The 26274-nt window shown below is 68.6% G+C and carries 28 protein-coding genes and 1 tRNA gene; 15 read left to right on the top strand and 14 right to left on the bottom strand.

The annotated features are described in order from the left end of the window. Window positions 1-12: 12 nt before the first annotated feature. A complete protein-coding gene (locus AB2U09_RS18075) occupies window positions 13-1425 on the bottom strand; it encodes a PQQ-dependent sugar dehydrogenase (RefSeq protein ID WP_459194126.1) in 1413 nt (470 codons plus the stop codon). Between the two features lie 125 nt (window positions 1426-1550). On the opposite strand from AB2U09_RS18075, the gene AB2U09_RS18070 reads away from it, so the two are divergent. Then, a complete protein-coding gene (locus tag AB2U09_RS18070; protein WP_459194125.1) occupies window positions 1551-1802 on the top strand; it encodes an MTH865 family protein in 252 nt (83 codons plus the stop codon). On the opposite strand, the gene AB2U09_RS18065 is transcribed toward AB2U09_RS18070, so the two are convergent. Continuing rightward, window positions 1799-2338, bottom strand: a complete 540-nt coding sequence (locus tag AB2U09_RS18065; protein ID WP_459194124.1) for a metal-dependent hydrolase — start codon at window positions 2336-2338, stop codon at window positions 1799-1801. The two genes, AB2U09_RS18070 and AB2U09_RS18065, sit on opposite strands and share 4 nt — an antisense overlap. 138 nt (window positions 2339-2476) lie before the next feature. On the opposite strand from AB2U09_RS18065, the gene AB2U09_RS18060 reads away from it, so the two are divergent. The 3 genes from AB2U09_RS18060 (at window position 2477) to AB2U09_RS18050 (ending at window position 4495) form a co-directional block, all read left to right on the top strand. Then, complete coding sequence (locus tag AB2U09_RS18060) at window positions 2477-3043, top strand: peroxidase-related enzyme (protein ID WP_459194123.1); 567 nt, start codon at window positions 2477-2479, stop codon at window positions 3041-3043. A gap of 75 nt (window positions 3044-3118) precedes the next feature. After that, the gene (locus tag AB2U09_RS18055; RefSeq protein ID WP_459194122.1) at window positions 3119-3814 is read left to right on the top strand and encodes a metal-dependent transcriptional regulator; all 696 of its coding nucleotides are present in this window, start codon (window positions 3119-3121) and stop codon (window positions 3812-3814) included. Between the two features lie 84 nt (window positions 3815-3898). Next, window positions 3899-4495 (top strand): winged helix-turn-helix transcriptional regulator, encoded by a 597-nt coding sequence (locus tag AB2U09_RS18050; RefSeq protein ID WP_459194121.1) that lies wholly within the window; start codon window positions 3899-3901, stop codon window positions 4493-4495. A gap of 18 nt (window positions 4496-4513) precedes the next feature. On the opposite strand, the gene AB2U09_RS18045 is transcribed toward AB2U09_RS18050, so the two are convergent. Next, entirely contained in the window at window positions 4514-5719 is a 1206-nt protein-coding gene (locus tag AB2U09_RS18045) for a class I SAM-dependent methyltransferase (RefSeq protein ID WP_459194120.1), read from the bottom strand. Window positions 5720-6211: 492 nt separating this feature from the next. Between AB2U09_RS18045 and AB2U09_RS18040 the strand changes: the two genes are divergently transcribed. The 4 genes from AB2U09_RS18040 (at window position 6212) to AB2U09_RS18025 (ending at window position 10748) form a co-directional block, all read left to right on the top strand. Beyond that, on the top strand, window positions 6212-6676 hold the full coding sequence (locus AB2U09_RS18040) for a GNAT family N-acetyltransferase (RefSeq protein WP_459194119.1): 465 nt from the start codon (window positions 6212-6214) through the stop codon (window positions 6674-6676). A gap of 116 nt (window positions 6677-6792) precedes the next feature. Then, window positions 6793-9468: a heavy metal translocating P-type ATPase gene (locus AB2U09_RS18035; RefSeq protein WP_459194118.1), complete on the top strand. Its 2676-nt coding sequence runs from the start codon at window positions 6793-6795 to the stop codon at window positions 9466-9468. Window positions 9469-9722: 254 nt separating this feature from the next. After that, window positions 9723-10244 carry a halocyanin domain-containing protein gene (locus tag AB2U09_RS18030; RefSeq protein ID WP_459194117.1) on the top strand — a complete coding sequence of 174 codons (522 nt, stop codon included), beginning with the start codon at window positions 9723-9725 and terminating at the stop codon, window positions 10242-10244. Between the two features lie 90 nt (window positions 10245-10334). Then, the gene (locus AB2U09_RS18025; RefSeq protein ID WP_459194116.1) at window positions 10335-10748 is read left to right on the top strand and encodes a VOC family protein; all 414 of its coding nucleotides are present in this window, start codon (window positions 10335-10337) and stop codon (window positions 10746-10748) included. Window positions 10749-10751: 3 nt separating this feature from the next. Here AB2U09_RS18025 and purD read toward each other — a convergent pair whose 3' ends face one another. Continuing rightward, window positions 10752-12110, bottom strand: coding sequence for a phosphoribosylamine--glycine ligase (gene purD, locus AB2U09_RS18020; protein WP_459194115.1), 1359 nt, complete (start codon window positions 12108-12110; stop codon window positions 10752-10754). A gap of 229 nt (window positions 12111-12339) precedes the next feature. Between purD and AB2U09_RS18015 the strand changes: the two genes are divergently transcribed. Continuing rightward, window positions 12340-13641: a dicarboxylate/amino acid:cation symporter gene (locus AB2U09_RS18015; protein ID WP_459194114.1), complete on the top strand. Its 1302-nt coding sequence runs from the start codon at window positions 12340-12342 to the stop codon at window positions 13639-13641. 82 nt (window positions 13642-13723) lie between these two features. Then, entirely contained in the window at window positions 13724-15901 is a 2178-nt protein-coding gene (locus AB2U09_RS18010) for a thioredoxin domain-containing protein (RefSeq protein ID WP_459194113.1), read from the top strand. Between the two features lie 55 nt (window positions 15902-15956). On the opposite strand, the gene AB2U09_RS18005 is transcribed toward AB2U09_RS18010, so the two are convergent. The 3 genes from AB2U09_RS18005 to AB2U09_RS17995 all read right to left on the bottom strand — a co-directional run bounded on the left by AB2U09_RS18005 (window position 15957) and on the right by AB2U09_RS17995 (window position 17262). Next, complete coding sequence (locus AB2U09_RS18005) at window positions 15957-16346, bottom strand: TlpA family protein disulfide reductase (RefSeq protein WP_459194112.1); 390 nt, start codon at window positions 16344-16346, stop codon at window positions 15957-15959. 78 nt (window positions 16347-16424) lie between these two features. Beyond that, window positions 16425-16865 (bottom strand): DUF488 domain-containing protein, encoded by a 441-nt coding sequence (locus AB2U09_RS18000; protein WP_459194111.1) that lies wholly within the window; start codon window positions 16863-16865, stop codon window positions 16425-16427. A gap of 118 nt (window positions 16866-16983) precedes the next feature. After that, window positions 16984-17262, bottom strand: coding sequence for a hypothetical protein (locus AB2U09_RS17995; RefSeq protein WP_459194110.1), 279 nt, complete (start codon window positions 17260-17262; stop codon window positions 16984-16986). Here AB2U09_RS17995 and AB2U09_RS17990 point away from each other — a divergent pair. The 3 genes from AB2U09_RS17990 to AB2U09_RS17980 all read left to right on the top strand — a co-directional run bounded on the left by AB2U09_RS17990 (window position 17248) and on the right by AB2U09_RS17980 (window position 19182). Further along, complete coding sequence (locus AB2U09_RS17990; protein ID WP_459194109.1) at window positions 17248-17772, top strand: hypothetical protein; 525 nt, start codon at window positions 17248-17250, stop codon at window positions 17770-17772. The genes AB2U09_RS17995 and AB2U09_RS17990 overlap by 15 nt on opposite strands. A 9-nt stretch (window positions 17773-17781) precedes the next feature. Continuing rightward, the gene (locus tag AB2U09_RS17985) at window positions 17782-18054 is read left to right on the top strand and encodes a hypothetical protein (protein ID WP_459194108.1); all 273 of its coding nucleotides are present in this window, start codon (window positions 17782-17784) and stop codon (window positions 18052-18054) included. Between the two features lie 219 nt (window positions 18055-18273). Continuing rightward, window positions 18274-19182: a PLP-dependent cysteine synthase family protein gene (locus AB2U09_RS17980; RefSeq protein ID WP_459194107.1), complete on the top strand. Its 909-nt coding sequence runs from the start codon at window positions 18274-18276 to the stop codon at window positions 19180-19182. Window positions 19183-19229: 47 nt separating this feature from the next. On the opposite strand, the gene AB2U09_RS17975 is transcribed toward AB2U09_RS17980, so the two are convergent. Beyond that, window positions 19230-19919, bottom strand: coding sequence for a zinc ribbon domain-containing protein (locus AB2U09_RS17975; RefSeq protein ID WP_459194106.1), 690 nt, complete (start codon window positions 19917-19919; stop codon window positions 19230-19232). 133 nt (window positions 19920-20052) lie between these two features. Here AB2U09_RS17975 and AB2U09_RS17970 point away from each other — a divergent pair, with 133 nt between their 5' ends. Continuing rightward, a complete protein-coding gene (locus AB2U09_RS17970; RefSeq protein ID WP_459194105.1) occupies window positions 20053-21804 on the top strand; it encodes a MutS-related protein in 1752 nt (583 codons plus the stop codon). 68 nt (window positions 21805-21872) lie between these two features. Here the strand turns inward: AB2U09_RS17970 and AB2U09_RS17965 are convergent, their stop codons facing one another. From AB2U09_RS17965 to AB2U09_RS17950, 4 genes are all read right to left on the bottom strand, one after another. Then, on the bottom strand, window positions 21873-22013 hold the full coding sequence (locus AB2U09_RS17965; protein ID WP_459194104.1) for a hypothetical protein: 141 nt from the start codon (window positions 22011-22013) through the stop codon (window positions 21873-21875). Window positions 22014-22023: 10 nt separating this feature from the next. Further along, window positions 22024-22095, bottom strand: a tRNA-Arg gene (locus AB2U09_RS17960). A 48-nt stretch (window positions 22096-22143) separates the two neighbouring features. Continuing rightward, a complete protein-coding gene (locus tag AB2U09_RS17955) occupies window positions 22144-22461 on the bottom strand; it encodes a hypothetical protein (protein WP_459194103.1) in 318 nt (105 codons plus the stop codon). 349 nt (window positions 22462-22810) lie between these two features. Next, entirely contained in the window at window positions 22811-22993 is a 183-nt protein-coding gene (locus tag AB2U09_RS17950) for a hypothetical protein (protein ID WP_459194102.1), read from the bottom strand. Between the two features lie 151 nt (window positions 22994-23144). Between AB2U09_RS17950 and AB2U09_RS17945 the strand changes: the two genes are divergently transcribed. After that, a complete protein-coding gene (locus AB2U09_RS17945; RefSeq protein ID WP_459194101.1) occupies window positions 23145-23381 on the top strand; it encodes a hypothetical protein in 237 nt (78 codons plus the stop codon). Between the two features lie 85 nt (window positions 23382-23466). Here the strand turns inward: AB2U09_RS17945 and AB2U09_RS17940 are convergent, their stop codons facing one another. Together AB2U09_RS17940 and AB2U09_RS17935 are read right to left on the bottom strand one after the other, a co-directional pair. Further along, a complete protein-coding gene (locus AB2U09_RS17940; RefSeq protein WP_459194100.1) occupies window positions 23467-23778 on the bottom strand; it encodes a CGCGG family putative rSAM-modified RiPP protein in 312 nt (103 codons plus the stop codon). Window positions 23779-23839: 61 nt separating this feature from the next. After that, window positions 23840-25789, bottom strand: a complete 1950-nt coding sequence (locus tag AB2U09_RS17935) for a DEAD/DEAH box helicase (RefSeq protein ID WP_459194099.1) — start codon at window positions 25787-25789, stop codon at window positions 23840-23842. Window positions 25790-26274 lie beyond the last annotated feature (485 nt).

Here is a 26274-nt window from a genome sequence, read left to right as displayed (position 1 = left end):
GTTTTCCCGCCGTTAGGCCGCTCGCAGTCGGAAGACCGTCCCCGTATCTCCGGCGAGTCCGCCCTCGGCGGTGGTGCAGACGAGCAACTCGCCCTCGGGCGTGCGGCCGAACGAGAGGACGTTCGGCCCGAACTGCGCCTCGGACTCGACTTCGACCGTGGTCGTCTCCCAGAGGCCATCGTCGGACTCGCGCGCGGCGAACAGCCGCCCCTGTGCCCGCCAGTCGGCGAAGAGGTAACGGTCGCGCAGAGCGGGTATCGCCTCATCGTCGTAGAGATACCCGCCGATGACGGCGATACCACTGACCTCGGCACCGCCGTGTGGGTACTCGATCACTGGATCCCTGAGTTCGCGACCGCGCGGACTTTCATCTGGGCAATCCTCCGCCTTGAAGCAGTGAGTTCCCTCTTTCACGTTCCAGCCGTAGTTGCCGCCGCGCTCGACGACGTTCACTTCCTCCCACTGGCCCTGTCCCACGTCCGCGACGAACAGGCGCCCGTCCGGAGCGAACGAGAGCCGCCACGGGTTCCGGAACCCCCAGGCGTACTGCTCGTCCAGTCCATCCTCTCCGACCAGTGGGTTGTCCTCGGGAACGGCGTAGTTTCGGTCCCCGTCCTCGCCGTCGACGTCGATCCGCAGGACGCTTCCCAGCAGGTTCTCGGTCAGGTCCTGTCCGTTGCCGCCGCCGACGGCGTCGTACCAGTCGTCGACGTGGCCGTTGCCCTGGTCGTCCGCGCGGCCGCCGTCCCCTGTCCCGACGTAGAGGTACCCGTCGGGGCCGAAGGCGACGGCGCCGGCGTTGTGGTTGCCCTGCGGCTGTGGAATCTCCATGATCGTCGTCTCGGAGTCGGCGTCGGCCGTCGTCCCCTCCGGGTCGGCGTGGAACTCCGAGAGCACGAACGTGTGGGAGTAGCCGTCCGGCGTCCCCTCGCGCGGCGGCGCGCTGTAGCGGACGAACAGCCGCCCGTTCTCCGCGAACGACGGGTGGAAGGCGAGTCCGAGTAGCCCCTGCTCGCTGTAGCTGTCGCCGAGATCGACCATTCGATCGGTGACGTCGAGGAACGGCTCCTCCCGTAGCCCATCGTCGTGCAGCCGGATCTCCCCGGTCTGGTCGACCACGAATCGACGGCCCGGCTGTGGAATCTCGACCGCGACGGGCGACGTGAAGCCGGAGGCGACCCGCTCGGCGCGTACGGTCAGGTCCTCGAACGACGCCGTCCCGGTCCCGTCCGTCCCGCGGGTTTCAGTCTGCTCGCCGTCCGTCGCCGTCTCCCCGTCGGGTCCGTCGTCCGGAGTCGTTCCGTCGTCGGTCGGGCCGGTCCCTCCGTCACCGTCGTCCGCGCTTCCGCACCCCGCGAGTGGAGTCGCGATGGCGAGACCACTCAGGGCGAGGGCGCGACGGCGGGACAGGCTGTCCTCGGTCATGCTCACTCGTTGTCGTCCCCGGGACAGGTATCTTTGGTTCGGACTGACAGGATTTGTAAACGAGAAACTGGTTTATAGATGTGAATCTCGAACCTTTTTTACCGCGTTGCGGACATGGTTCGTGTATGGTTGACAGGCAAGACCTGCGCGAGCAGTTCACCGAAGCGTTCGAGGGCGCCGACTACCCCATCTCCAGTCCGATGGACCTCGTACCGGCGCTTCCCAACGGGCCCGGGACGAAGTTCGAGTCCGGCGACTTCTCGATGACGGCGATGGAGCTGAACACCAAGCTCGGCAGCGGGAACTTCCCCTACGAGACGGTCGACGAGTTCGTCGACGACGTGATGGACCAGCTCGACGACCAGGACCTCCTCTAGAGCGCGTTCGCCACGGCCACCGCGACGACGACTGCGGCCCCGGCCGTCAGCAACGCGCGGTTCGCCCGTTCGTCGTCCGCTCGCCACGCCGATACCGTGTAGTGCGCCCGCGAGACGGGCCAGAACGGCGTGATTCCTTTCGGCGTCAGCACGTCCCCCAGCAAGTGCGACAGGACGGCGAGCACGCCGACAAGGGACCCGAACGAGCCGAGCTGGGCCGCTGGCGTGAGGTCGCCGATAGCGTTCGGGACCGTGCCAGTGCCGGTGATCAACCCGAAATCGACACCGGAACTCGCGCTCAGCCCGGCCCCCAGCGTACCGACGATAACTCCGACGAACAGCGCGAACCAGATCGTGTGGGTGGCCCCGCGGTGTTCGACGAACGGGAGGCTGTGATCGACGTCGGGCACCGTCGACAGCGCCACCGTCACCGCGCCGCCGGCCAGCGCCACGTCGTCGAACCCGAGTGCGAGCAGCGCCGCTCCGACGGGTGCGTAGACGAGCATGGCGACCCCGAAGTGGCCCGTCCGGTACATCGACGTGTGGGCAGGAGGGGGCCGCGCGCCTTACGGTTCACGGGCGGGGGTGGCTTGCGACAGTATCACGAGCGGGGCCGCGACGAGACGGAGTGAACCGCCCGAGCACTGAAGGCCGTGCCACTCGGTCACAATCGTATGCCCGAGCCAGCGATGACGCGGTTCCCGGTACCGGACGTCGAAGACCTGCCCGAGGATCTACAGGAGCGCATCGACGAAGAAGCGGAAGACGCGGGATTCGTCCCCAACGTCTTCCTCGCGTACGCCTACCGGCCGTCGCACTTCCGGGCGTTCTTCCAGTACTACGACGCGCTGGTCGAGGACACCGAACTCGACCGCGCCGAGATAGAGATGATCGTCGTCGCCGTCAGCGGCGCCAACGACTGTCTCTACTGCAACGTCGCCCACGGTGCGCTCGCCCGGGTCTACGCCGACGACCCCCAGATCGCCGAGCAGCTGATGAGCAACCACCGGACCGCCGACGTCTCAGAAGCACGGCGCGCCATGCTCGACTTCGCCGTGAAGCTCACCGAGAACCAGGCCGAGATCGGCGAGGACGATTTCGAACGGTTGCGGGAGCACGGCTACTCCCAGCGGGCCATCTGGGATATCGGGAGCGTGACCGCCTTCTTCAACCTCTCGAACCGGATGGCGCACCTGGCCGACATGCGCCCGAACGAGGAGTTCTACGACCTCGGACGGTAGGGCCCGACTCGACCACCTGAGCGCCGGCACGGAGGGCCAACACGCTTAAGGTTTAGATGAATCTAATTCGGGTGAATGCTCAGCGCCAAGATGGAGGACTACCTGAAGGCGATCTACGAGCTCCAGCGGGAGGGGGACGGACCGGTCGCTACCTCGCACATCGCGGAGGTGCTGGAGGTGACGGCACCGACGGCGACAAGCATGATGGAGAAGCTGGCCGACCGCGAGCTCGTGGAGCGCGAGAAGTACAAGGGGGTTCGGCTCACGCCCGAGGGCGAGACCGTGGCGCTGGAAGTGGTCAGACACCACCGGCTGCTGGAGACGTACCTGACCGAGGAACTCGGCTACGACTGGGCGGAAGTCCACGACGAGGCCGACCGGCTCGAACACCACATCAGCGAAACCTTCGAGGAGCGGGTCGCCGAGGTGCTCGACGACCCGACCGTCGACCCACACGGCGACCCTATCCCGACGGACGCGCTCGACCCCGTCGACGAGTCGCCCGGGTCGACCCTCGAGGAGTGCGCCGAGGGTGAGACAGTCGTCGTCCAGCGCGTCCGCGACCGCGACCCGGAGGAACTCGCCTATCTCGACGCCGCCGGGATCACGCCGGGAACGACGCTGGTCATCGAGGAGGTCGCACCCATCGGGATGGTCACCGCCGCGCTGCCGGAGACCGGCGAAACCGTCTCGCTCCCCGACGGCGTCGCCGGCACGATCTTCGTCACCCACGCCGACGACTCCGTCGAGCCCGCCGAAGAAGTCGCCTGACCGGCTCCTCACCCTCGTTTTGCAGACCGTCGACCGCTCGCCGGAGGCGAAACCAGTTTGCCCCACGGCGGCCTCCTGTCGAGTATGCGCGACCTCGACGACACGGACCGGCGGATACTGGGACTGCTGCTCGACGACGCCCGCCGCTCGTGGCGCGATATCGCCGACGCCGTCGACCTGTCGCCGCCGGCGGTCGCAGACCGGGTCGAGCGGCTCGAAGACCTCGGAGTCGTCCGCGGATTCACCGTCGACGTCGACCGATCGAAGCTCCGCGAGGGCGCACCCGTTCTCGTGACCCTCGACGTGACGCCCGGGGCCGGCCGGGCGGCGGGCGAGTCGCTGTCCGCCGCCGACGCGGTCGAACACGTCTTCACGACCGCGGAGGAACGGGTCGTCTTCACCGCGACCGTCCCCGAGGGCGACGTGCTCTCGCTGCTCGAATCGACCGTCGAGATGGCAGACGTGCGCGAGTTCGACGTGTCGCTGCTCGCAGACCGGTCGTGGAACCCCTCGGTCGCCGAGGCGGAGCTGGCGCTGACCTGCGACGAGTGCGGCAACACCGTCACGACCGAAGGGGAGAGTCGGGATATCGACGGGCAGACGTACCACTTCTGCTGTTCCTCCTGTGAAGCGTCGTTCGTCGAGACCTACGAGGAACTCCGCGAGGGCGCCGAGGGCTGAGCGGGGACCGGCTCCGGCTCAGCGCCGCGCGAGTCGGACGACGTGTTCCCGTCCGGCCGCGACCGTCACGACGCGGTCGAAGGGTCCGGCGTGGCGGTCCAGCGACAGCGCGCGGTGGTGGACGAACCAGAACCGCCCGTCCGGGGCGAGCACGTCCCTGACACCTCGGAACAGATCGGCGAGGACGCCGTCGCCGGCGTGGGTCGGCGGGTTGCAGAGGACAGTGTCGAACGTCCTGCCGGCGACCCCCGAGGTGCAGTCGGCTGTGACGACGCGTCCGTCGACGTCGTTCGCATCGAGCGTTCGCTCGGCGCAGGCGGTCGCGAGCGCGTTCTCGTCGCTACACCAGACCTCGCAGTCGGCGGTCCGGCCCGCGTACGCCCCGAGCGGGCCGTACCCGCAGCACAGGTCGAGGACGCGGTCGGCGGCGGAGATCTCGGCAGTCTCGGCGAGCAGTCGCGTCCCCTCGTCGAGCTCGGTCGGTGCGAACAGGCCCGGTGCGGTCACCAGCGAGAGGTCGACACCGCCGACTGTCGCGCGGACCCGGTCGAAGGGTGGATCTGCGGCGATGTCGACGTGTGCGGGCGGCGTGGCACGGAGGAGTGACCAGTCGCCGTCCGTCGCGATGGTCGAGACACGCTCGGCGGCTTCGCCGAGTGCTGACTCGTAGCGAGTGAGACCGGTCTCCGGTCGCGCTGCGACGAACAGTTCGCCCTCCGGCGCGAGGGACCTGAGGGCCGTCCTGATCCGACGGACACCGAGGCCGAGCGGGTCGTACGCTTTGGGAACGAAAGCGATGGTATCGGGCGAGACGTGTCTGTCACTGCCGTCGGCGCGGCTCCGGACAGCGTCCGAATCGCTGAGACGAACGTCGTGGTCAAGGCCGCGAGCGTCGACGGTTCCCAGACCGGTCGCGAGCGACACGGAGGCGTCGACGTCGTTCGCGGCGACGTTGTGTTCACAGAGCGCGGCCGAGCGGGCGCTGGAGGTCGTGATTTCGACCGTAGACGCGACTTCGGCGAGCACGACGCCGACGACGCCGTAGCGCGAGTCGACGGTCCGGAGCCGTCCCACGTCGCGGTCCCAGAGGTGTTCCAGGGCGAGCAGTTCCCCCGGACAGAACGCGCCGTCGTCGGGCACGCCGTCGGCGGTTCGGAATCGGAAGCGGTCACGTTCGGAGTCGGCTCGGGAGCCGAGGACGAGCGGGTCGCGGGAGGCGGTCATCGCGCTGTTCTCCCGTCGACGGCCCTCGAACCGTCCGTCGAGACGGTCGGGTGGTTGTCTTGACTGTGCGGTCGCGGGCGTGTGTGGCGTTGCATTCGGATGGTCGGCAGGGCAGGTGGTCGTCGACCGACTCGGAGCCGCGCCTGCGGACGCGAAGCGCCGAAAACGGAGTCACGGCTGTCCGCAGCGCGCGGTGTCGGATACCGAAAGCGCGACCGCGCGGAGAATCAGGCGCGCCCGGCAGCGACCCGGAACGCGCGTCCGCGGCGCACAGTCGGCGAGCCGGTCGAACTCGCCTCGGCCGCGGGGTCGTCGCTGCCGTCGACGACCTACGCGGCGCGGAAGGCGCGGCCCGACCTCGGGCCCGTGTCCATCCTGTCGAACGCTATCGAACCGACTCGCAAATAGATTGCGCTGGTGTGGGAGACGTTGTCCCGTGTCCGAGTCCCGAACCGGGACAACGCGTAAGCGTGACTGGGCTGTTCGCCCGCTATGGAACTCGTCGAGGCGACCGCGGACGACGTTGCACGGCTCGCAACGTACTGGTACGCGCTGGCGACGGAGATGGAGCGATACGACAACCTGAACGAGATCGCGTACGACGGCCCCGAAGACGCCGAGTCAGGATTCGAAGGCCTGCTGGATCGCGAGGATACGACGGTGTACCTGTTGGTCGCTGACGGGACGGACGTGGGCTTCCTGGTGCTCCGGGAACACGAGCACCCCTCCCGGGTACACTCCCGGCGCGTCGACATCGTCGACCTGTTCGTCGAACCCGAGCACAGGGACGGCGGGATCGGCGCCGAGGCGGTCGAAACCGTCGTCGAGATCGCCCGAGAGCGGGACGCCGACCAGGTCACCGTCTCCTGCGAGTGGCACAACGACGGCGCCCGCCGGTTCTACGAGGACAACGGGTTCCACGAGAAGCAAGTGACCTACGCCGTGCGACTCGAGTGACGACAGGAGCGTAACTCGACCGACCGATACGTTTCGAATCCAAAATTCGACGCCGTATAGGGTTTCGATTTCCAGTGACAAACCGCATGAACAGGTAGCCCCTATCTAGAGATACCATGAGCGAACGCAGGGTCAGACTGGAGCTCCACGGAATGAGCTGCGCGAACTGCTCGCAGACTATCGAGGAGGCCGTGAGTTCGCTCGACGGCGTCCGGGAGGTCGACGCGAACTACGCGACCGACGAGGGAAGCGTCGAGTACGACCCCGGAATAGTCTCGCTCCGCGATATCTACGACACCATCGAGGACGCGGGCTACGAGGCCGCGAGCGAGACGGTGACGGTGGCGATCACGGACATGTCGTGTGCGAACTGCGCCGAGACGAACGAGGAGGCGCTACTGGACACGCCGGGCGTGATCGACGCCGACGTGAACTACGCGACCGACGAGGGGACGGTCACGTACAACCCCGCCGAGGCCTCGCTCGCGGACGTCTACGACGCCATCGAGTCGGCCGGCTACACGCCCGTCCGGGAGGACGAGGGAAGCGACGCCGACGGCGAGGACGGCGGGCAATCCTCGGGCGACCGCCAGCAGGCCGCCCGGAACGCGGAGATCCGACGCCAGCGCAACCTGACGCTGTTCGGGGCAGTGCTGTCGATCCCGCTGCTCGCGATGCTCGCGGGCCACCTGTTCGCTCCCGAGTGGATGGACGCGACGTTCGAGGGAATCCCGCTCGGGTGGATCGCCTTCGCGCTGGCGACGCCCGTCCAGTACGCGCTGGGCAAGGAGTTCTACGAGAACTCCTACAAGGCGGTCGTGAAGAACCGGACGGCGAACATGGACGTGCTGATCGCGCTGGGGTCGTCGACCGCCTACGTCTACTCGGTTGCGCGGCTGCTCGGGTTCCCCGGTGAGGGGCTGTACTTCGACACCGCGGCGCTCATCCTCGTGTTCATCACGCTCGGTAACTACCTCGAAGCGCGCTCGAAGGGCCAGGCCTCGGACGCGCTCCGGGAGTTGCTGGAGATGGAGGCCGACACCGCGACGCTCGTCCGCGAGGACGGCAGCGAGGAGGAGGTCCCCCTCTCGGAGGTCGAGGTCGGCGACCGCCTGAAGGTCCGGCCCGGTGAGAAGGTCCCGACGGACGCGGTGGTCGTCGACGGCGACAGTGCGGTCGACGAGTCGATGGTCACCGGCGAGTCCGTCCCCGTCTCCAAAGAACCCGGCGACGAGGTCATCGGCGCGACGGTCAACCGGAACGGCGTGCTCGTCGTCGAGGCGACGAAGGTCGGCGAGGAGACCGCCATCCAGCAGATCGTCGCCCGCGTCAAGGACGCCCAGAGTCGCCAGCCGGAGATCCAGAACGTCGCCGACCGCATCTCCTCCTATTTCGTCCCCGCGGTCATCCTGAACGCGCTCTTCTGGGGCGCGCTCTGGTACGCGTTCCCCGAGGCGCTGGCCGGATTCGTCGGTTCCCTGCCGCTGTGGGGCCTCGCGGCGGGCGGCCCGTCGGCCGTCGGCGTCTTCGAGTTCGCGGTCGTCGTGTTCGCCTCCGCGGTGCTGATCGCCTGCCCCTGTGCGCTCGGGCTGGCGACCCCCGCAGCGACGATGGTCGGAACTGCCATCGGCGCCCGCAACGGCGTCCTCTTCGAGGGCGGCGACATCCTCGAACGGGTCCGCGACGTGGACACCGTCGTCTTCGACAAGACGGGCACGCTGACGAAAGGCGAGATGGAGCTGACCGACGTTGTCGCGCTGCCCGCGGCGGACGGCGGTGAGGGCTCCGACGGAGCGCGAGGCTCGTCAGGTCGCCGACCTGACGGCGGCGCGGTAGAAGGTGATGCGGCCCCGGATGGCGGAACCCTCGCCGACCCGGAGGTCACCGAGGAGTTCGTCCTCGAAGTCGCCGCGAGCGCGGAGTCAGGGAGCGAGCACCCGCTCGCCGCGGCCATCGTCGAGGGCGCTCGCGAGCGCGGACTCGACGTCGAAGACCCCGACGAGTTCGAGAACGTCCCCGGCCACGGCGTGAAGGCGACGACGACCCACGGGCGCGTGCTCGTCGGCAATCGGAAGCTCCTCCGCGACGAGGGCGTCGACGTGACCCCCGCCGAGGACGCCATGGACCGGCTCGAACGCGAGGGCAAGACCGCGATGCTGGTCGCGCTCGCCGACGGGAGTCGCGACGAGTACCGGCTGCTCGGTGTGGTCGCCGACGCCGACACGGTCAAGGAGTCCGCCGCCGAGGCCGTCGCGGCCCTGCGCGAGCGCGACGTGGACGTGTGGATGATCACCGGCGACAACGAGCGGACCGCCGAGGCGGTCGCCAAAGAAGTCGGCATCGACCCCGACAACGTGATGGCGAGCGTCCTGCCCGAGGACAAGGCCGACGCGGTCGAGGACATCCAGTCCGAGGGCCGCCGGGCGATGATGGTCGGCGACGGCGTCAACGACGCGCCGGCGCTGGCGACCGCGTTCGTCGGCTGCGCTATCGGCAGCGGCACCGACGTGGCCATCGAGGCCGCCGACGTGACGCTGATGCGCTCGGACCCGCTGGACGTGCTGAAGGCCATCCGCGTCTCCGTCGGGACGCTCTCGAAGATCAAGCAGAACCTCTTCTGGGCGCTCGGCTACAACACGGCGATGATCCCGCTGGCCTCGCTCGGCCTGCTCCAGCCGGTGCTGGCCGCGGTCGCGATGGCCATCTCCAGCGTCTCGGTCCTCACGAACAGCCTCCTGTTCCGCCGCTACTCCCCCGACGAGGACTACGAGCTGCTCGGGTTCCTGCGCTGAACTCCCGAGTGGCCGACTCTCAGAAGTCCGCCCGTCCAGTGGCCGCCCGTCGGCCGTTCCGTTCCCCCCGCCCAGCGGAGTACGGTCTGCCTACGGAGTGAGTCCCGGACGGGGCCGCAACAATATAAATAGTTCACCGAACCAGTTCGACCAGGAATCGGCGGAAATATCGCCCTATAGCGCCTCTAACCCGACGTTACGCGATCAGAATTGCGAACTCTCTTTTGTGTGGTGTCCCAAGCGTCGAGTACACGATGACGAGAACCATTCGGCGCCGACGACTCCTCGGTGGCATCGGAGCAGTAGTAACCGGTGGCGTGCTCGCGGGCTGTTCGACCGAGACGAGCGGTGACGGCGGCGACGGCGATGGCGGCGACGGCGGTACTGAAGACGGTGGTGACGGGAGCGGTGACGGTGGCACCGTCCCCTCCGAGGTCTCGGAGTACCTCTCGGAGACCTCGAACTTCGACGGTGGAGTCGCGGACCACACCGGCGAAGACGAGGTCACAGTCGCGGTCGGCGCGGAGGGCAACACCGGAAACTACGCGTTCGACCCGCCCGCCGTCCGCATCGACTCGGGGACGACCGTCGTCTGGGAGTGGACCGGCGAAGGGGAAGCCCACAACGTCGTCCACGAAGAGGGCGACTTCGAGAGCGAGACCACCCCCGATGAAGGACACACCTTCGAACACGACTTCGGCGAGAGCGGCACCTACCTGTACTACTGTCTCCCCCACCAGAGTCTGGGAATGAAAGGCGCCGTTGTCGTCGAGTAGGGAGGCGACAGGTTTCATCGCGTCGGCGGTCGCGACCGACGCGTTCGGTCTAGCCATCGGTCCTTTGACGGGTCCGGGACACTACCGATCGTGACCACCGACCACACTGGCTCCGATCGCGCCGGCCGACTGCACCACGTTGAACTGTGTGCGTCGGACCTCGACGCGTCCGCCGACTTCTGGGACTGGCTTCTCACGGCGCTTGGCTACGAGCGGCGAGACGAATGGGAGGGCGGACTGTCGTGGGAGAACGGGCCGACGTACGTCGTGCTCGTGCAAGCGGAGGCCGCGGCCCACTCGTTCGACCGGAGAGAAGCGGGGCTGAACCACCTCGCGTTCCACGCCGCCTCGCGCGAGCACGTCGACGACATCACCGAGGAGGTCCGGGAACGCGACGACGCTGCGGTCCTCTACGAGGAGCAGCATCCGTACGCCGGCGGATACTACGCGCTCTACTGCGAAGGCCCGGAAGCGATCAAAATCGAAGTCGTCGCGCCCGAGTGAGCGTTACTCGCCGCGCAGTTCGGCCACGTGGTCGATGCGCTGCTGGACCAGGTCGGGCTTGCCGATGTCGTGGCGGATGCGGACGCCGTCGCCCGCGGCTTCGAGCGCGTCCTCGGCTATCTCCTCGGCGACGGAGATGGTGTCCGCGATGCCCACGACCGCGAACGACCGCGAAGTCGTCGTGTAGATGCCGTCGTCCCGCTCGTCGACGGAGGCGTAGAACAGCTGGACCTCCGGCGGCGTTCCCCCGTCCGCGGCCACGTTCGAGCCCTCGCCCTCGCTGCGGTAACGGTCGTTGACGCGCTCGATGGTGTCCTCGTCGACCGTGACGAGGGCCCCGCTGTCGGGATCGGTCGGGTAGCCCTCGGGGACGGCGTACTTGCAGACGGTCGCCTTCGGCGCGAACGAGAGCTGCGGGAGCGACTCGCCCTCGCGGGCGGCCACCAGCACGTCGAGGAAGTCGGTGTTGAGCACCGGCAGCGTGTTCATCGCCTCGGGGTCGCCGAAGCGGGCGTTGAACTCGACGACCTTGACGCCCTCGGCGGTGAGCATGAACTGGCCGTAGAGGACGCCCTTGTACCCTTCCAGCGCGTCGACGGTCGCTTCGAGCACGTCGACGGCTTCCATGTAGTCGTCCTCGTCCATGAACGGGAGTTCGAGCGTCGCGTCGGAGTAGCTGCCCATGCCGCCGGTGTTCGGGCCCTCGTCGCCCTCGTAGGCGCGCTTGTGGTCCTGAACGGCCGGGGTGACGCGGACCTCGCCGTTGGCGACGAACGCCTGGACAGTGAACTCCTCGCCGACGAGGCGCTCTTCGAGGACGATCCGCTCGTAATCGGACTCGCGGACGTACTCCTTTGCCTCTTCCTTGGTGATCTGGTCGCCGGTGACGCGGACGCCCTTGCCGCCGGTGAGGCCGGCGGGCTTGACCGCGAGGTCGCCGTCGTACTCGTCGATGTACTCGGCGGCGGCGTCCATGTCCTCGAAGGTCTCGAAGTCGGGACAGCCGGGGATGTCCCGTTCGCGCATGAACCGGCGCTGGAACGCCTTGTCCGTCTCGATGCGGGCCTCGGCCTCCTGCGGGCCGAACGCGTAGACGCCCGCGTCGTCAAGCGCGTCTGCGACGCCGGCCGCGAGCGGCGCCTCGGGACCGACGACTGCGAGGGTTGCGTCGACCTCGCGGGCGTAGGAGGCGACGGCGGTCGGGTTGGTCGTATCGAGCGACTCGAAGCCCTCGGCGAGCCGGGCGATGCCGGGGTTGCGGTTGCCCGCACAGGCGTACAGGTCCGCGTCGGAGTCGGCCAGCGCGCGAGCGACGGCGTGCTCGCGGCCGCCGCCGCCGACCAGCAGGACTGTCTCGGTCATACCGAGTACCCCACCCGCAGAGCGCCTAAAGGTTGCCTTTCGGCCGGCCCGCACCACGCCGATCGGGTCCGGGACCATCCACCAGTCGCTGCCCCGTCTCGTCACCGCGACTGTCAGCCGAATCGGAAATTCAGGCCGTCCGACCGCCGTTTCCGCGGGTCTCAGATAGCTGCAAATGCTGTCCGCGGGCCCGGGTATTTACGCGGAAACTCCCTAGGCCGGCTCACACATGGGTATCGGACGTCGACTCTGGCGACGGTATCGCTCCGTCCCGCTGATCTATCGCATCGCGCTGGGGTTCGTCCTCGGCTCGGTCGTCGGCCTCACCGCCGGCGAGCGGGCGACGGTCTTCGAACCCCTCGGCGAGCTGTTCCTCCGCCTGCTGAACATGCTCGTCGTCCCGATCATCGTGTTCACGCTGCTGACCGGGATCCGACAGCTCTCGCCGGCGAAGCTCGGGCAGATCGGCGGGGCGACGGTCGGTCTCTACGCCGTCACGACGACGCTCGCGGGCGCCATCGGCCTGCTCGTGGCCAACGTGCTCCGGCCCGGCGTCGGCGTCGAGTTCGGCGGCGGCCAGGCCGAGTCCCAGGCGCCTCCGTCGTTGACCGACGTCGTCCTCGGCATCGTCCCCCAGAACCCCGTGGCCGCGATGGCCGAGGGGAACCTCCTCGCGACGGTCTTCTTCGTCATCGTGTTCGGGATCGCGCTCACGTACGTCCGGGCTCGCGACGACGACCTCGCCGAGGCGGTCGACTCGCTGTTCGCCGCCTTCGACGCGGCGGCCAACGCGATGTTCGTCGTCGTCCGCGGCGTCCTGGAGTACGGCGTCGTCGGCGTGTTCGCGCTGATGGCTGCCGGCCTCGGCGAGGAAGGGCTCGGCGCGCTGGCGTCGCTCGGCGAACTCGTCTTCGCGTTCGCGGTCGCCGTCGTCCTCCACATCGTCGTCGTCTACCTCGGCCTGTTGATGTGGCTCGTCGCCGACGTGTCGCCGGTCGCCTTCCTCGCGGGCGCGAAAGACGCCATGCTGACCGCGTTCGCGACCCGCTCGTCCAGCGGGACGCTGCCCGTGACCATGACCGACGCCGAGGAGAACCTCCGCATCGAGGAGCGAGTCTACTCGTTCGCCCTGCCCGTCGGCGCGACGGCGAACATGGACGGCGCCGCCATCCGCCAGGCGATCACCGTCATGTTCGCCGCGAACGTCCTCGGGACGCCGCTCGCGCTCACCGAGCAGGTGATGGTGCTGGTCGTCGCCGTGCTCATCAGCATCGGGACCGCCGGCGTCCCCGGTGCCGGGATCATCATGCTCACGGTCGTGCTCAACCAGATCGGGCTCCCGCTGGAGATCGTCGGCTTCGTCGCCGGCGTCGACCCGATCCTCGGTCGCATCGCGACGATGAACAACGTCACCGGCGACCTCGCGGTCGCCACGGTCGTCGGCAAGTGGAACGACGCCGTCGACTTCACCAGCGGCGTCTGGGCGCGAGCGCCCGACGCCACCTCGCTCGTCCCCTCCGGCGGGGACTGAACGCCATTCGACCGGACCTTCCCCGACTGCCGCCCGATTCCGTGTCATCGCGCCTTTAGGGCCTGACTTCGTACCGTTCGGCATGACCGACGAGGCCGACCCCACAGCGCGCAACCGCCTCGACGAGGAAGAGAGTCCCTACCTCCGACAGCACGCCGACAACCCCGTTAACTGGCAGCCGTGGGACGAGCAGGCCCTCGACGCGGCCCGCGAGCAGGACAAGCCCATCTTCCTCTCCATCGGCTACGCCGCCTGCCACTGGTGTCACGTCATGGAGGACGAGAGCTTCCAGGACGAGGCCATCGCCGAGACGCTCAACGAGCACTTCGTTCCGATCAAGGTCGACCGCGAGGAGCGACCGGACGTCGACAGCATCTACATGAGCATCTGCCAGCAGGTCACCGGCAGCGGCGGTTGGCCGCTCAACGCGTGGCTCACGCCCGACGGCGACCCCTTCTACGTCGGCACCTACTTCCCGCCGGAGCCGAAACGCGGCGCGCCGGGCTTTCGCCAGTTGCTCGACGACATCGCCGACTCGTGGAACGACACCGAACAGCGCGAGGAGATGGAAGCGCGCGCGCGCCAGTGGACCGACGCCATCGAGAGCGACCTCGAAGCGACGCCCGACCAGCCCGGCGAGGCCCCGGGCGACGACGCGCTCGAATCTGTCGCCAGCGCCGCCCTCCGGGGGGCCGACCGGGAGTTCGGCGGCTGGGGACGAGGCCAGAAGTTCCCCCAGTCCGGCCGCCTGCACGCACTGATGCGGGCCCACCACGAAGGGGGCCGCGACGCCTACCGCGAGGTCGTCGCGGAGACGCTCGACGCGATGGCCGACGGCGGCCTCTACGACCACGTCGGCGGCGGGTTCCACCGCTACACCACCGATCGCGAGTGGGTCGTCCCCCACTTCGAGAAGATGCTCTACGACAACGCCGAACTTGCCCGAGTCTTCCTCGCGGGCTTCCAGTTCACTGGCCGCGAGCGCCACCGCGAGACCGCCCGCGAGACGCTGGAGTTCGTCGAGCGCGAACTCACCCATCCCGAGGGCGGGTTCTACAGCACGCTGGACGCCGAGAGCGAGATGCCCACGGACGACGACGAGGCCGGCGAGCGCGAGGAGGGCGCCTTCTACGTCTGGACGCCCGGACGAGTCGAAACCGCAGTCGACGAATACGGCGCCGACGCCGGCATCTCCGAGGGGGAGGCCGACCTCGCCGCGGACCTCTTCTGCGACCGCTACGGCGTCACCCCGAAGGGCAACTTCGAGCGAGGGACGACCGTGTTGACGCTGAACGCTCCCGTCGAGGAACTCGCCGACGAGTACGACCGCGACACCGAGAAAGTCGAGGAGTTGCTCGCGGCGGCGAAGTCGGCTGTCTTCGAGGCCCGGGAACAGCGACCCCGACCGCCCCGCGACGAGAAGGTGCTGGCCGGCTGGAACGGCCTCATGATCTCGGCGTTCGCCGAGGCGGCCATCGTCGACGACGAGTCGTGGGCCGACGCTGCGGTCGACGCCCTCGGGTTCGCCCGCGAACAGCTGTGGGACGCGGACAGCGGAGTGCTCCGTCGTCGGTTCAAGGATGGCGACGTGCGCATCGACGGCTACCTGGAAGACTACGCCTTCCTCGCCCGCGGCGCGTTCGACACCTACCAGGCCACCGGCGACGTCGACCACCTCGCGTTCGCCCTCGATCTCGCCCGGATCATCGAGGAGGAATTCTGGGACGACGCGGAGGGGACGCTGTACTTCACGCCCGAGAGCGGCGAGTCGCTCGTCGCCCGCCCGCAGGAACTCGCCGACCAGTCGACGCCCTCCAGCGCTGGCGTCGCCGCCGAACTCCTGCTCTCGCTGGACCACTTCGTCGACCACGACCGCTTCGAGTCCATCGCCGCCGGCGTGCTCGCGACCCACGGCAACCGGGTCGAGTCGGACCCCGTCCAACACCCGTCGCTCGCGCTCGCCGCCGACACCTACCGCTCGGGGAACCACGAACTCACTCTCGCCGCCGAGACAGTTCAAGCGGAGTGGCGCGACGCGCTGGCGACGACCTACGTCCCGCGGCGGCTGCTCGCGCTGCGTCCGCCGACGGACGACGCGCTCGCGCCGTGGCTCGACGCGCTCGATCTCGACGACGCCCCGCCGATCTGGGCCGACCGAGAGGCCCGCGACGGCGAGCCGACCGTCTACGCTTGTCGCTCACGGGCGTGTTCGCCGCCAACTCACTCGGTCGCGGAGGCGCTCGAATGGTTCGAAGAGTAAACAGCGTGAGAGCAGTGAAGGGAGAAGGGAACGGACCGGGAGAGGGTCGGGACAGTCAGACCGACTTGGCCAGCGATTCGAGTTCGCGGCCGAGGTAGACGGCGATCGGGACCGGCTCTTCCTCGACGAAGCGGGCGACTTCCTCGCCGTCGCGCTCGACGACGACCGTCGGGATGTACTCGATGTCGTACTCCTCGACCTTCGGGCCGACCTTGGTGCCGTCGTCTTCCTTCTCGACGGCGTACTCCTCGATGCGGTCGGCCGGTACCTCGGCGGCGTCGAGCGCCGCGCCGAAGTCCGGCAGCTGCGAGCGGCAGTCGATACACCAGTCGCCGCCCCAGACCTTGTAGGTGACTTCGTCTCTGAGCGCTGCGAGCACATCGACCGTCTCAGCGTAGGCCTCCTCGGTCCACACCGGGTTCGGTTCCATGGTTTCCAGTGACATACCACCTACTACTGGGCGGGGTGGCTTAACGACAACGCTCCGACCACCGGCTGCTCGCCCGTCGGTCCGGTAGCCTCGTTACTCGCCGTCTGCCCCAGCGCGGTCGCGGACCACGTCGTCGAGGATCCGCCGATGGCAGCGCTTCGAGTCGCCCTCGAAGCAAACGAGCGCGACCGAGTCGCCGTCGGCCACCTGCTCGGCGAGCGCGTCGACGGCGTCGCGGGCTTCCCCCTCGCTCGCGAGGTGCTCGCGATACCGCGCTTCGAACTCGGTCTCCTCCCAGGCGACGTTGTGGGCTTCCTCGTCGCACAGCCCCTGCATCTGGAGGTCCTCCTGGCGCTCTTTGGCCGCCGAGAGGAGGTCCTCCGGCGGGCCGAGCGCCGGCACGTTCTCGTCGACCAGCGCGCTGAACCACCCCGTTGGTCGCCGCACGACGCCGACCAGACGGGTCTCCTCCGACAGGTCGGCGATGTCGTGCTGGAGCGCGGCCGCGTAGGTGTCGGTGACGGTCCCGGTCACGTCAGGTTCTCCGGACGAGACGGCGGAAAAAGTTTCGACGGTACGGACGGGTACTGCGGGCGATCAGGCGGGTTCGGTCGCGACGCCAGTGCGGTGGCTGCGTCGGGGTGGGATCCGATTACTCGCCGGTGAACTGCCCCTGCTCGTCGCGCTCTTGCTCCTGGGCGGAGTGCTTGCCGCCGCGGCGGCGGGCTTCCTGGGTCAGTCCCGCGGTGTTCCCCCGGCCGCTGGTGCTCTGGCTACTCTGGTTGCTGCTTCCCCGGTTGCTGCGCTGGTTCGAGCGGTTCTGTGTACTGCTCTGCTGGTGCTGGCCGCCCTGCTGTTGCTGGCCCTGGTGGCCGGTGAACTGGCCCTGTTGGTTGCGCTGCTGAGAGTGGGCCGAGTGCTGCCCGCCCATCGACTGACCCTGCTGGCCGCCGAACTGCTGGCCGCCCTGATGCTGGCCGCTCTGCTGGCGTCGCTGACCCCCCTGCTGGTGGGACTGCTGGCCCTGATGACCAGTGAACTGGCCCTGCTGATCACGCTGCTGAGAGTGGGCCGAGTGCTGGCCGCCGATCGAACGGCCCTGCTGGCCGCCGAACTGCTGGCCTCCTTGCTGGTGGCGCTGGCTCTGCTGACCTCGCTGGCCGCCGAACTGCTGACCCTGCTGGTGCTGGCCCTGCTGGCGTTGCTGACCCTGATGGCCTGTGAACTGTCCCTGCTGGTCGCGCGGCTGGGAGTGGGCCGAGTGCTGGCCGCCGATCGAACGGCCCTGCTGACCGCCGAACTGCTGGCCGCCCTGGTGCTGGCCGCTCTGCTGGTGTCGCTGGCCGCCCTGCTGGTACTGCTGCTGCCCGCCGCGCTGGCTCTGCTGGTGCTGCTGGCCCTGGTGGCCGGTGAACTGGCCCTGCTGGTCGCGCTGCTGTGAGTGGGCCGAGTGCTGCCCACCCATCGAACGGCCTTGCTGACCACCGAACTGCTGGCCGCCTTGCTGGTGGCGCTGTTGACCCTGCTGATAGTTCTGCTGGCCGCCGAACTGCTGACCTTGCTGCTGGCCCTGCTGGTGCTGCTGACCCTGCTGGCCCGTGAACTGTCCCTGCTGGTCACGCTGCTGGGAGTGGGCCGAGTGCTGGCCGCCGCGCGAGCGGCCCTGCTGCTGGTTGAGCTGGTTCTGCTGTCGTCGGTTGTTGTTGTTCTGAGACATGGTTGACCTGGAAAGCACTGCGTTGACCGACCGACGGTGAAGCCCGTCGAACGGCTCACCCGCACGTTGGACAGCGATTCACAAGCAGATTCGGCCTGCAATAGAAACCCGCTCTCGATGGCCGGTTAGCGGGGTGGACGCCGACGTTTTCCTGCCCGTCCCCGACGGCCGCACTCCCTGCCGCTGCCACGGCCCATTTAAGCGCAGCCGGCCTACGCACCGACAGTGAACTCCAGCATCCTCGATACGATCGGGTCGCCGCTGGTGGAAGTGGACGCGCCCGAGGGCGCGTCCATCGCGGCGAAAGTGGAATCGTTCAACCCCGGCGGGTCGGCGAAGGACCGCCCGGCGAAGGAGATGGTCGAGGCCGCCGAGCGCGCAGGCGAACTCACCGAGGGCGACGCCATCGTCGAGCCGACCAGCGGCAACACGGGCATCGGCCTCGCCGTGGTCGGCGCGGCGAAGGGCTACGACGTGACTCTCGTCATGCCCTCCTCGAAGTCGCCCGAGCGCCGCCAGATCATGCGCGCCTACGGCGCCGACATCGAACTCGTCGACGGCACCATCTCCGACGCGAAGGATCGGGCCGACGAACTAGAGCGCGAGGAGGGCTACGTCCAGCTCCGCCAGTTCGAGAACCCGGCGAACCCCGAGGCCCACTACCGCTCGACCGGCCCGGAGATCTTAGAGGAGATCGGCGACCGGGAGGTCGACGCGTTCGTCGCCGGCGTCGGCACCGGCGGGACGCTCTCCGGTATCGGCCGCCGCCTCCGCGAGGCGTTCCCCGACATGGAGATCGTCGCCGTCGAACCGGCGAGCAACGCCGTTCTCTCGACGGGCGAGGCCGGCGACGACGACTTCCAGGGGATGGGCCCCGGGTTCGTCAGCGACAACCTCGACCGCGAGTTGATCGACGACGTCGAGACGGTCGAACTCGACGACGCCGAGGATGAGTGCCGCCGTCTCGCCCGCGAGGAGGGCATCCTCGTCGGCCAGTCCTCGGGCGGGACGAACCTCGCCGCCAAGCGCGTCGCCGAGCGGCTCGACGACGACGAGTCTATCGAGGACCCGTTCGTCGTCACCGTCTACTGGGACAGCGGCGAACGCTACATGTCGACCGGGATGTTCGACTGAGGATCGACGACCCGTCCGCTCTCCGACGCTTCCCGTCTCCGATATCGCTACTTCTCGGCACCGTTCGCGTCAGATCCGTCTCGGGACGGGTCACCGACTGGCACGTCCTCCTCCCGGCCCTCGCGCGCGTCTTCGAACGCGCGCACCTTGCCGCTAACTCGGTCGTTCGCCTGCCCGTGCATGTACCGGCCGAGGACGACCGCGAGTCCGGCGACGAGCAGGGCGACTGCGGTCACGGTCCCGACAGCGACCTGTAAGTCCCCGCTCGCGGCGCCCTCGTCGCCGAGCCATAGGCCGAGGGGGATGAGGGCGGTGCCCGCGGCGACGAGATAGAGGCTCCGGGCGAACGCCTCCGCCGGGACCCGTGGCCGGGCGAGGTAGGCCGCGGGCGCGAGCCAGCTTCCGAGGAAGACGAGCGGCGCGGTCCAGATCGAGAGCGGTCGGATCGTGCTCACGAGGAAGAGCCCCAGCGGCGCGAGCGGGACGGCGACGGCGAGGCCGGCGACGACCATGATACGGCCCGAAGCGCGGCGCTGCCTGCCTTCAGCCGCGATGAACTCCGGCTGCTCGTCGCCGTCGAACAGCCCGTCGAGTTCCGAGAGGTCGACGGCCTCGCCGTCCTCGCCGAGCGGCGTCTGGCAGTGGGGGCAAAACCGCGCGCCCTCGGGGAGCGACTCCCCGCACCCGGGGCAAGAGACCGCCGGAGATCCGTCGCCGTCGTCCGCGGGATCGGTCATGCCACCCGCTTTGCGCCCGGCCGACAAGAATCCCGGCCCACCGCGTCCGACCACCGCTCTCGGTGACAGCTGACCTGCGAGCGGGGGCGCGCGACGAGAAACGACTTTACCGGCAGCCACCCACGCACCTGCCATGCGACTGGAGGACTACTGGGGAATCGGGCCGAAGACCCGGGACCTGCTCGCCGAACAGCTGGGCGTCGAGCGGGCGCTTTCGGCCGTCGAGTCGGCCGACACCCGGGCGCTGGTCGACGCGGGCCTCTCGCAGGGCCGCGCGACGCGTATCCTCCGGCGGGCACAGGGCGGCGAGGCGATGGACGTCCTCGCGACGCGGGACACCCGCGAGGTGTACAAGGAGATCCTCGACCTCGCCGGCGAGTACGCGCTCACCGAGGACGCGGCCAGCCGGATCCGCATCCTCACGCCGCTGGGCTCCCGCGCGGAGATGGCCGAGCGCATCGACCGGATCCTCGAAGCCCGCGACTCGTGGACCGCACTGGACGAAGAGACCCGAGATGCAGTCGAGGAGGCATTCGAGGAGAATGCCGCGGGCGGCGAACTCGCGGCCGTCCGCACCGCGCTCGCGCTCTCGGAGGCAGGCGTCTCCGAAGGCGTCTTCGAACCGATCGCCGCACTCGACGACGAGACGCTGGAAGACGCGGCGGCCGCGCTCGCCGGCCTCCGCAACGGCGGCGACAGCATCGGCGAGGGTGCCGACGATCGGCTGGACTCCCTGCGGACGGCGCTCGCGAACGTCGAGGACATGGCCGCGACGCCCGAGCGCGTCGCCGAGGACGTGCAGTCGGACGCCCGCGGCCCCGACGACTTCCGGGAGACGCTCGTCCGCCATATCACGAGCGAGACGGAGGTCGACGTGACGCGCGTCCGCGACGCGATGCCCGGCGAGGCGACCGACGCGGGCGACTTCGTGGCCGAGACGCTCCGTTCGCTGGCCGGCGACCTGCGGACCGCCGTCGACGAGCGCGAGGCCGAAGTCGCCGACCGCCTCGAGGGGACCGTCGAGACCGCCCGCGAGGACATCGAGGCTGCGGTGACGGCGGTCGACGACGTGGCGCTGTACGTCTCGCTGGCTCGCTTCGCCGAGGAGTACGACCTCCAGCGACCCGAGTTCGTCGACCGGGAGACCGTCGCCGTCGAGAACGCGCGCAACCTCTCGCTGGTCGCCGGCGGCGTGCCGGTCCAGCCCGTCACCTACGGCATCGGCGACCACCGGCTCGGTGCGGACGGCGACATCGCGCCGCCGCGGGACCACCGCGTCGCCGTACTCACAGGCGCCAACAGCGGTGGGAAGACGACCCTGCTGGAGACGCTCTGTCAGGTCCAGCTGCTCGCCCAGATGGGACTGCCCGTCCCCGCCGACAGCGCGGAGGTGGGCGTCGTCGACGCCGTGGTCTTCCACCGTCGTCACGCGAGCTTCAACGCCGGCGTGCTCGAATCGACGCTCCGGTCGGTCGTGCCGCCGCTGACCGACGAGGGGCGGACGCTGATGCTCGTCGACGAGTTCGAGGCCATCACCGAGCCGGGCTCGGCCGCGGACCTGCTCCACGGCCTCGTCCGGCTGAGCGTCGACCGCGGCGCGCTGGGCGTGTTCGTCACGCACCTCGCCGACGACCTGGAACCGCTGCCGCCGGAAGCCCGCGTCGACGGCATCTTCGCCGAGGGGCTGACGCCGGATCTGGACCTGGAAGTCGACTACCAGCCGCGCTTCGAGACGGTTGGCCGGTCGACGCCGGAGTTCATCGTCTCGCGGCTGGTCGCCAACGCCGGCGACCGCAGCGAGCGGGCCGGCTTCGAGACGCTCGCCGAGGCCGTCGGCGAGGAAGCCGTCCAGCGGACGCTCTCGGACGCCCGCTGGACGGCCTGACCCGGATCGAACGGGCGGGTCTGGCCGCCGACCGAACGGGCGGATCGGTCGCCGGCTCAACGACCGGATCAGACTGCACCGACCGTCGGTAGGTCGCCGTCGTCCGTAGTTTCGTCGTCGTTCTCCGTTTCTGCGTCCGTGCTTCCGTCGGTTGATCGCCGTCTGTCGTCGTCGGCCGACTCGTACTCCGGCGCGATGATGCACAACATGGCTCTGGCAGGCTCTCCGGCGGGGATCGAACCCGCCGCTCCGGCTCGAGGCCGGCGTCACACCGCTGTGACCGCGGAGAGCAGAGGGTCGGGACGGTCCACGGGGGCCGCCGCCGATAGTTCGCGCCGTTCACGACTCGTCCGCGTCGGCCGCGTCGGCGACGAGGACGGTCGCCTCCATGATGCCGAAGCCGTCTTCGAGCGTCTCGCGGACGGCGTCGGCGTCGGACGCGTGGTCGGGGAAGACGAGCCAGACGGTGGCCGTCACCCGGATGTCGGTCGCTCGGGGCGTCACGTCGGTCACGCCGGTGACCTCGGCCGTCTCGACGCCGTCGACGTCGGCGACGACCGTCCGGACGCCGCTCTCCAGGTCGGCCATGGTGTCCCGGGGGACCCACAGGTCGACTTCCGCCGTCGATTCCACCGCGGTTGTGGCATGGACTGCCATAGGGCGCCCGGCGCGAGTCGAACGCGCGTCGCCTGAGCGACCGCCGTGCGGGCGTCGATGCGCAGTGATGCCTCTCTCCGGCATCGCTGGCACTGGTTCGCCGACCGCGCACCTCGCCGAGCCGAACGCGGCGGCGGGCGCCGCGTCAGCGATCGGAGGCGCGGAGTGCGCGGAGCGGGCGTGCGGGGGCCGGTGGGGTCGCGACGGAGCGCGGACCCACCGGTGGGACGAGACCTGTCGTCACGCGAGACGGGCCGGTGGCCACGACGTCGGAATCACAGGAAGAGCCGAGATCGGCTCGAACCGACAGCCGTCGACCGGACTGGGAGCCCGGACGGCCCGCGCGTGTTCACGCGGCGACGGTCGGTTCGAGCTGGCGGTTGCCCCCTGCGGACCGACCGATCGATAGATCCTTCCCGCTGGGATCCACCGCGCCGAACCCCGCCGTACAGGCGGCGTCGGCATACCCGACGGTGTCGCCAGACGGGCCGTGTGCCCGGACGAGCATGGGAGTCGGGTTGAGGTCGGTCATTCGGGATCACCGCTCACACCGTTAGTGGTGGAACGTACTCGATACGTCTACACGGCAATATATTAAATTTTTTCCACGTGTGCGAGAGTCTGTCATGCGGAGAACTCTCGGGAGGGTCACACTTATAGGCCAGATACTCCAAGTGAAAGGTATGCAGAAACGCCTCAAACGCGTCCTGAGCCGTGCTCGCTACGCAGCCATCGGTGCCGCCGTCGGCGCCGGCATCGGCGGAATCGTCGGCCGCAACGCCGCCAGCACCGGCGGCGCGCTCGGCGCTATCGTCGGCGCCACCATCGGCGAGAAGCGAGTCACCGTCGACTCGTTCATCGACGACGTGAAGGAAAAGCGCGCGGAGCGAGCGGAACTGTCCGACGTGGACGTAGAGTAACGACCGGCCTGCCGCCCGAACCGCGGGCTCGAAGCGGTCAGAGCCCCCGAAACGACTTCTGGCCGGATCCAGTCAACCCGGCCGTTCAGAGCGCTTCTTCGACGTGCAGTCGAGTGACGTGTCCGCCGCAGCCGCACTGCTCGACGTACTCGTATCGGACGGCGTCGCCGAACGTCTCGTCGAGTTCGTCGTAGAGGTAGGTCTCGGGGTGGCCGTGGTCGCCGTGGGTGACCAGATTGACGTGGTTGCCTGGCGCGGTGTGTTCGACGGCGTCGACCGCCTGTGAAAGGACCAAGTCGCGGTCCTCACCGTGGTGAGGTTTCTCCAGGTTCGCCGACCAGGAGTTCTCGTGGACGTGGTCGGTCACCGGCTCGACGTCGTCGTGGCTGACAGACATACTACTAGATAATCGTCTCGAACGGAAGCGTGTGGCGCCGAACGTGTTCGGCGGATTGATGTCAGACGGGTCCCTCGTCGTCCTCGGTCGTCTCGCCCGCCCCCTGACCCTCGTCAGTCTCGTCCGTTCCCTCGCCGTCGCCATTCTCCCTCGTTTCGGCGCTCTCACTTCCGCTTTCGCCGTCTTCGTCTGAGTCTGCCCCCGAGTCTTCGACCGTCCGCTCCTGTACCTGCACGCCCTTGCCGGCGAGATACCGCATCTGGCGGCGGGCGAACTCCTCCTCGCGGGCGCCCTGCGTGGCGAGCACGTACATCAGCGCGCGGCCGGCGGGCCGCATCGTCCGCCCGGCGCGCTGGGTCCCCTGCCGACGCGAGCCGCCGAGCCCCGACGCGACGATGGCGAGCGACGCGTCGGGAAGGTCGATCCCCTCGTCACCCACCCTGGAGACGATCAGCGTCCGCAGCGAGCCGTCGCGGAACTGCTGGAAGAGCCGCTCGCGTTCGTGGTGCGGCGTGTCGCCGCTGATGAACGGTACGTCCAGTGCGGTCGATAGCTCTCGACCCTGGTCGAGGTAGTCGACGAACACCAGCGCCTTCTGTTCGGGATGGCGCGAGAGGATCCGCTGGGTCTCCTCGATCTTCGCGGGGTTCGACGCCGCGATCTGGCGGCGTTCGTGGCCCTCCGCGCCGACGTACTCGTTGCGGCTGTCGTCGTCGGTCCACGGCACGTACCGGATCTCGACGCGCGGTTCGGCGACGAACCCCTCGTCGAACAGCGAGTCCCAGTCCGTACCGATGGGCGGGCCGATGAGCGTGAAGATCTCCTCCTGCAGGTCGTCCTCGCGGACGGGCGACGCGGAGAGCCCGAGCCGGTGGCGCGTCTGGAGGTTCGCGCTCCGCCGGTAGACGTCGCTCGGGACGTGCTGGACCTCATCGTAGACGATGAGGCCCCACTCCCGCGAGTCGAAGAGGTGCCGGTGACGGTCCATCCCCGCAGTCTGATAAGTGGCGATGGTGACCGGGCGGACGTCCTTCTTCCCCCCGTGATACTCGCCGACCTGGGACTCGTCGAGGGTCGTATGTGCGAGGATCTCGTCGCGCCACTGGCGGACGAGTTCCCGGCTCGGGACCAGAATCAGCGTCTCGCCGCCGACGCGCTCCAGGATGCCCATCGCGGCGACGGTCTTGCCGCTCCCGGGCGGCCCGACGAGCACGCCGGATTTCGTCTCCATGAACCGCTCGACCCAGTCGTGCTGGTACTCGCGGAGGTCGAGCGTGAGCGAGAGGTCGAGCGGATCGCCCGATTCGAGGTCCCGCTCGTCCTGCACGGGATAGCCCGCCTCGTAGAGGACCCGCTTGACCTCGGCGGTCGCCTCCTCTGCGACCCAGCTCTCGGTGTCAGAGATCGGCGCCCGGAGGTGGTGATCCTCGAGTTTCTGCCGTGCGACGTTGCCCATCAGGTTCTCCGTCGCCGCTTCGAGCACCGTGTAGCCGTCCTCGTGGGTCCGGAGCGTGAACTGGTGAGCCCGCTTCCACTGCTCGCCGATCCACTCTTCGAGGTCGGGATAGCGCTGGGGCAACACGTCTCGGACGGTCCCGAGCAGGTCCTCGACGGACTCGTACGGCGCCTGCCAGACGTCCGAGTCCGACGTCTCGTAGATGTACCCGCGGTCGCCGTTGGTATCGACGAGGCGGGCGAACTGCGAGAGTTGCGCGCGCGTGAACTGCGTCGGCCTGTCGACGACGATCTGCCGGCGGTTCGGAAAGACGACGAACCGCTCCCGCTCTGCGTAGTCCGTCCACTCGGCGGGGTACCACACCGTCGGGTCCTGCGAGACGTCCCGGCTCACGACGCCTCCCTCTCGTTCGAGGTCGCCGAGCCACGACTCGGCCTCCTCCCGCGGTTCGTCCAGTCGACGCGCGATCTCGTCGGTCGTGAGGACTGGCCGACCCGCCCGCTCGACCGCCTCGTGGAACCGGTCGAGCGCCGCGTCGTCCTGGTCGTCTGTCACACCCGCCGGTTGGCCGCCCCGCGCTAAGGTGCTTTCGTCTGCCCGATTCCCGCCCCTAGAAACCGCTGAGTTTACGCAGAACCATAATTCAGGTTCTATAGTAATATTTATTATTGCTTTCTAGACGCCGGTAGCTGCCAGTAAGGCACGCAAACAATATATTCAGACGAATACAACCGCGAAGGCGCTGAAATCAGGGGATCGTTCGAAATTTCGAGTGAGGGCCCGCACGCCGAGTCCGTGGCGATCTGGAAACCGACGTCGGGATAATAGACTATATATAGCGCCAGATAACTCCGATATCGCCGTTTTTCGTCTACACTGTTCGACCGGTCTGTCACGTCGGTCTAATCATAACCAAGTTGATTGAAATCACATATGGTCGGAATAGTTACTAGATTTTCGAGCAATCGGAGCGGTCACGCAGCAGCGGACAGATAGAGGCGGTCGACGCAGTCAGCCCGGCAGGTCACCGAGCCGATTCG

The sequence above is a fragment of the Halosimplex yunnanense genome (assembly GCF_054504345.1).
Note: the sequence above shows the minus strand (reverse complement) of the source record. Positions and strands in the feature narration are given on the sequence as shown.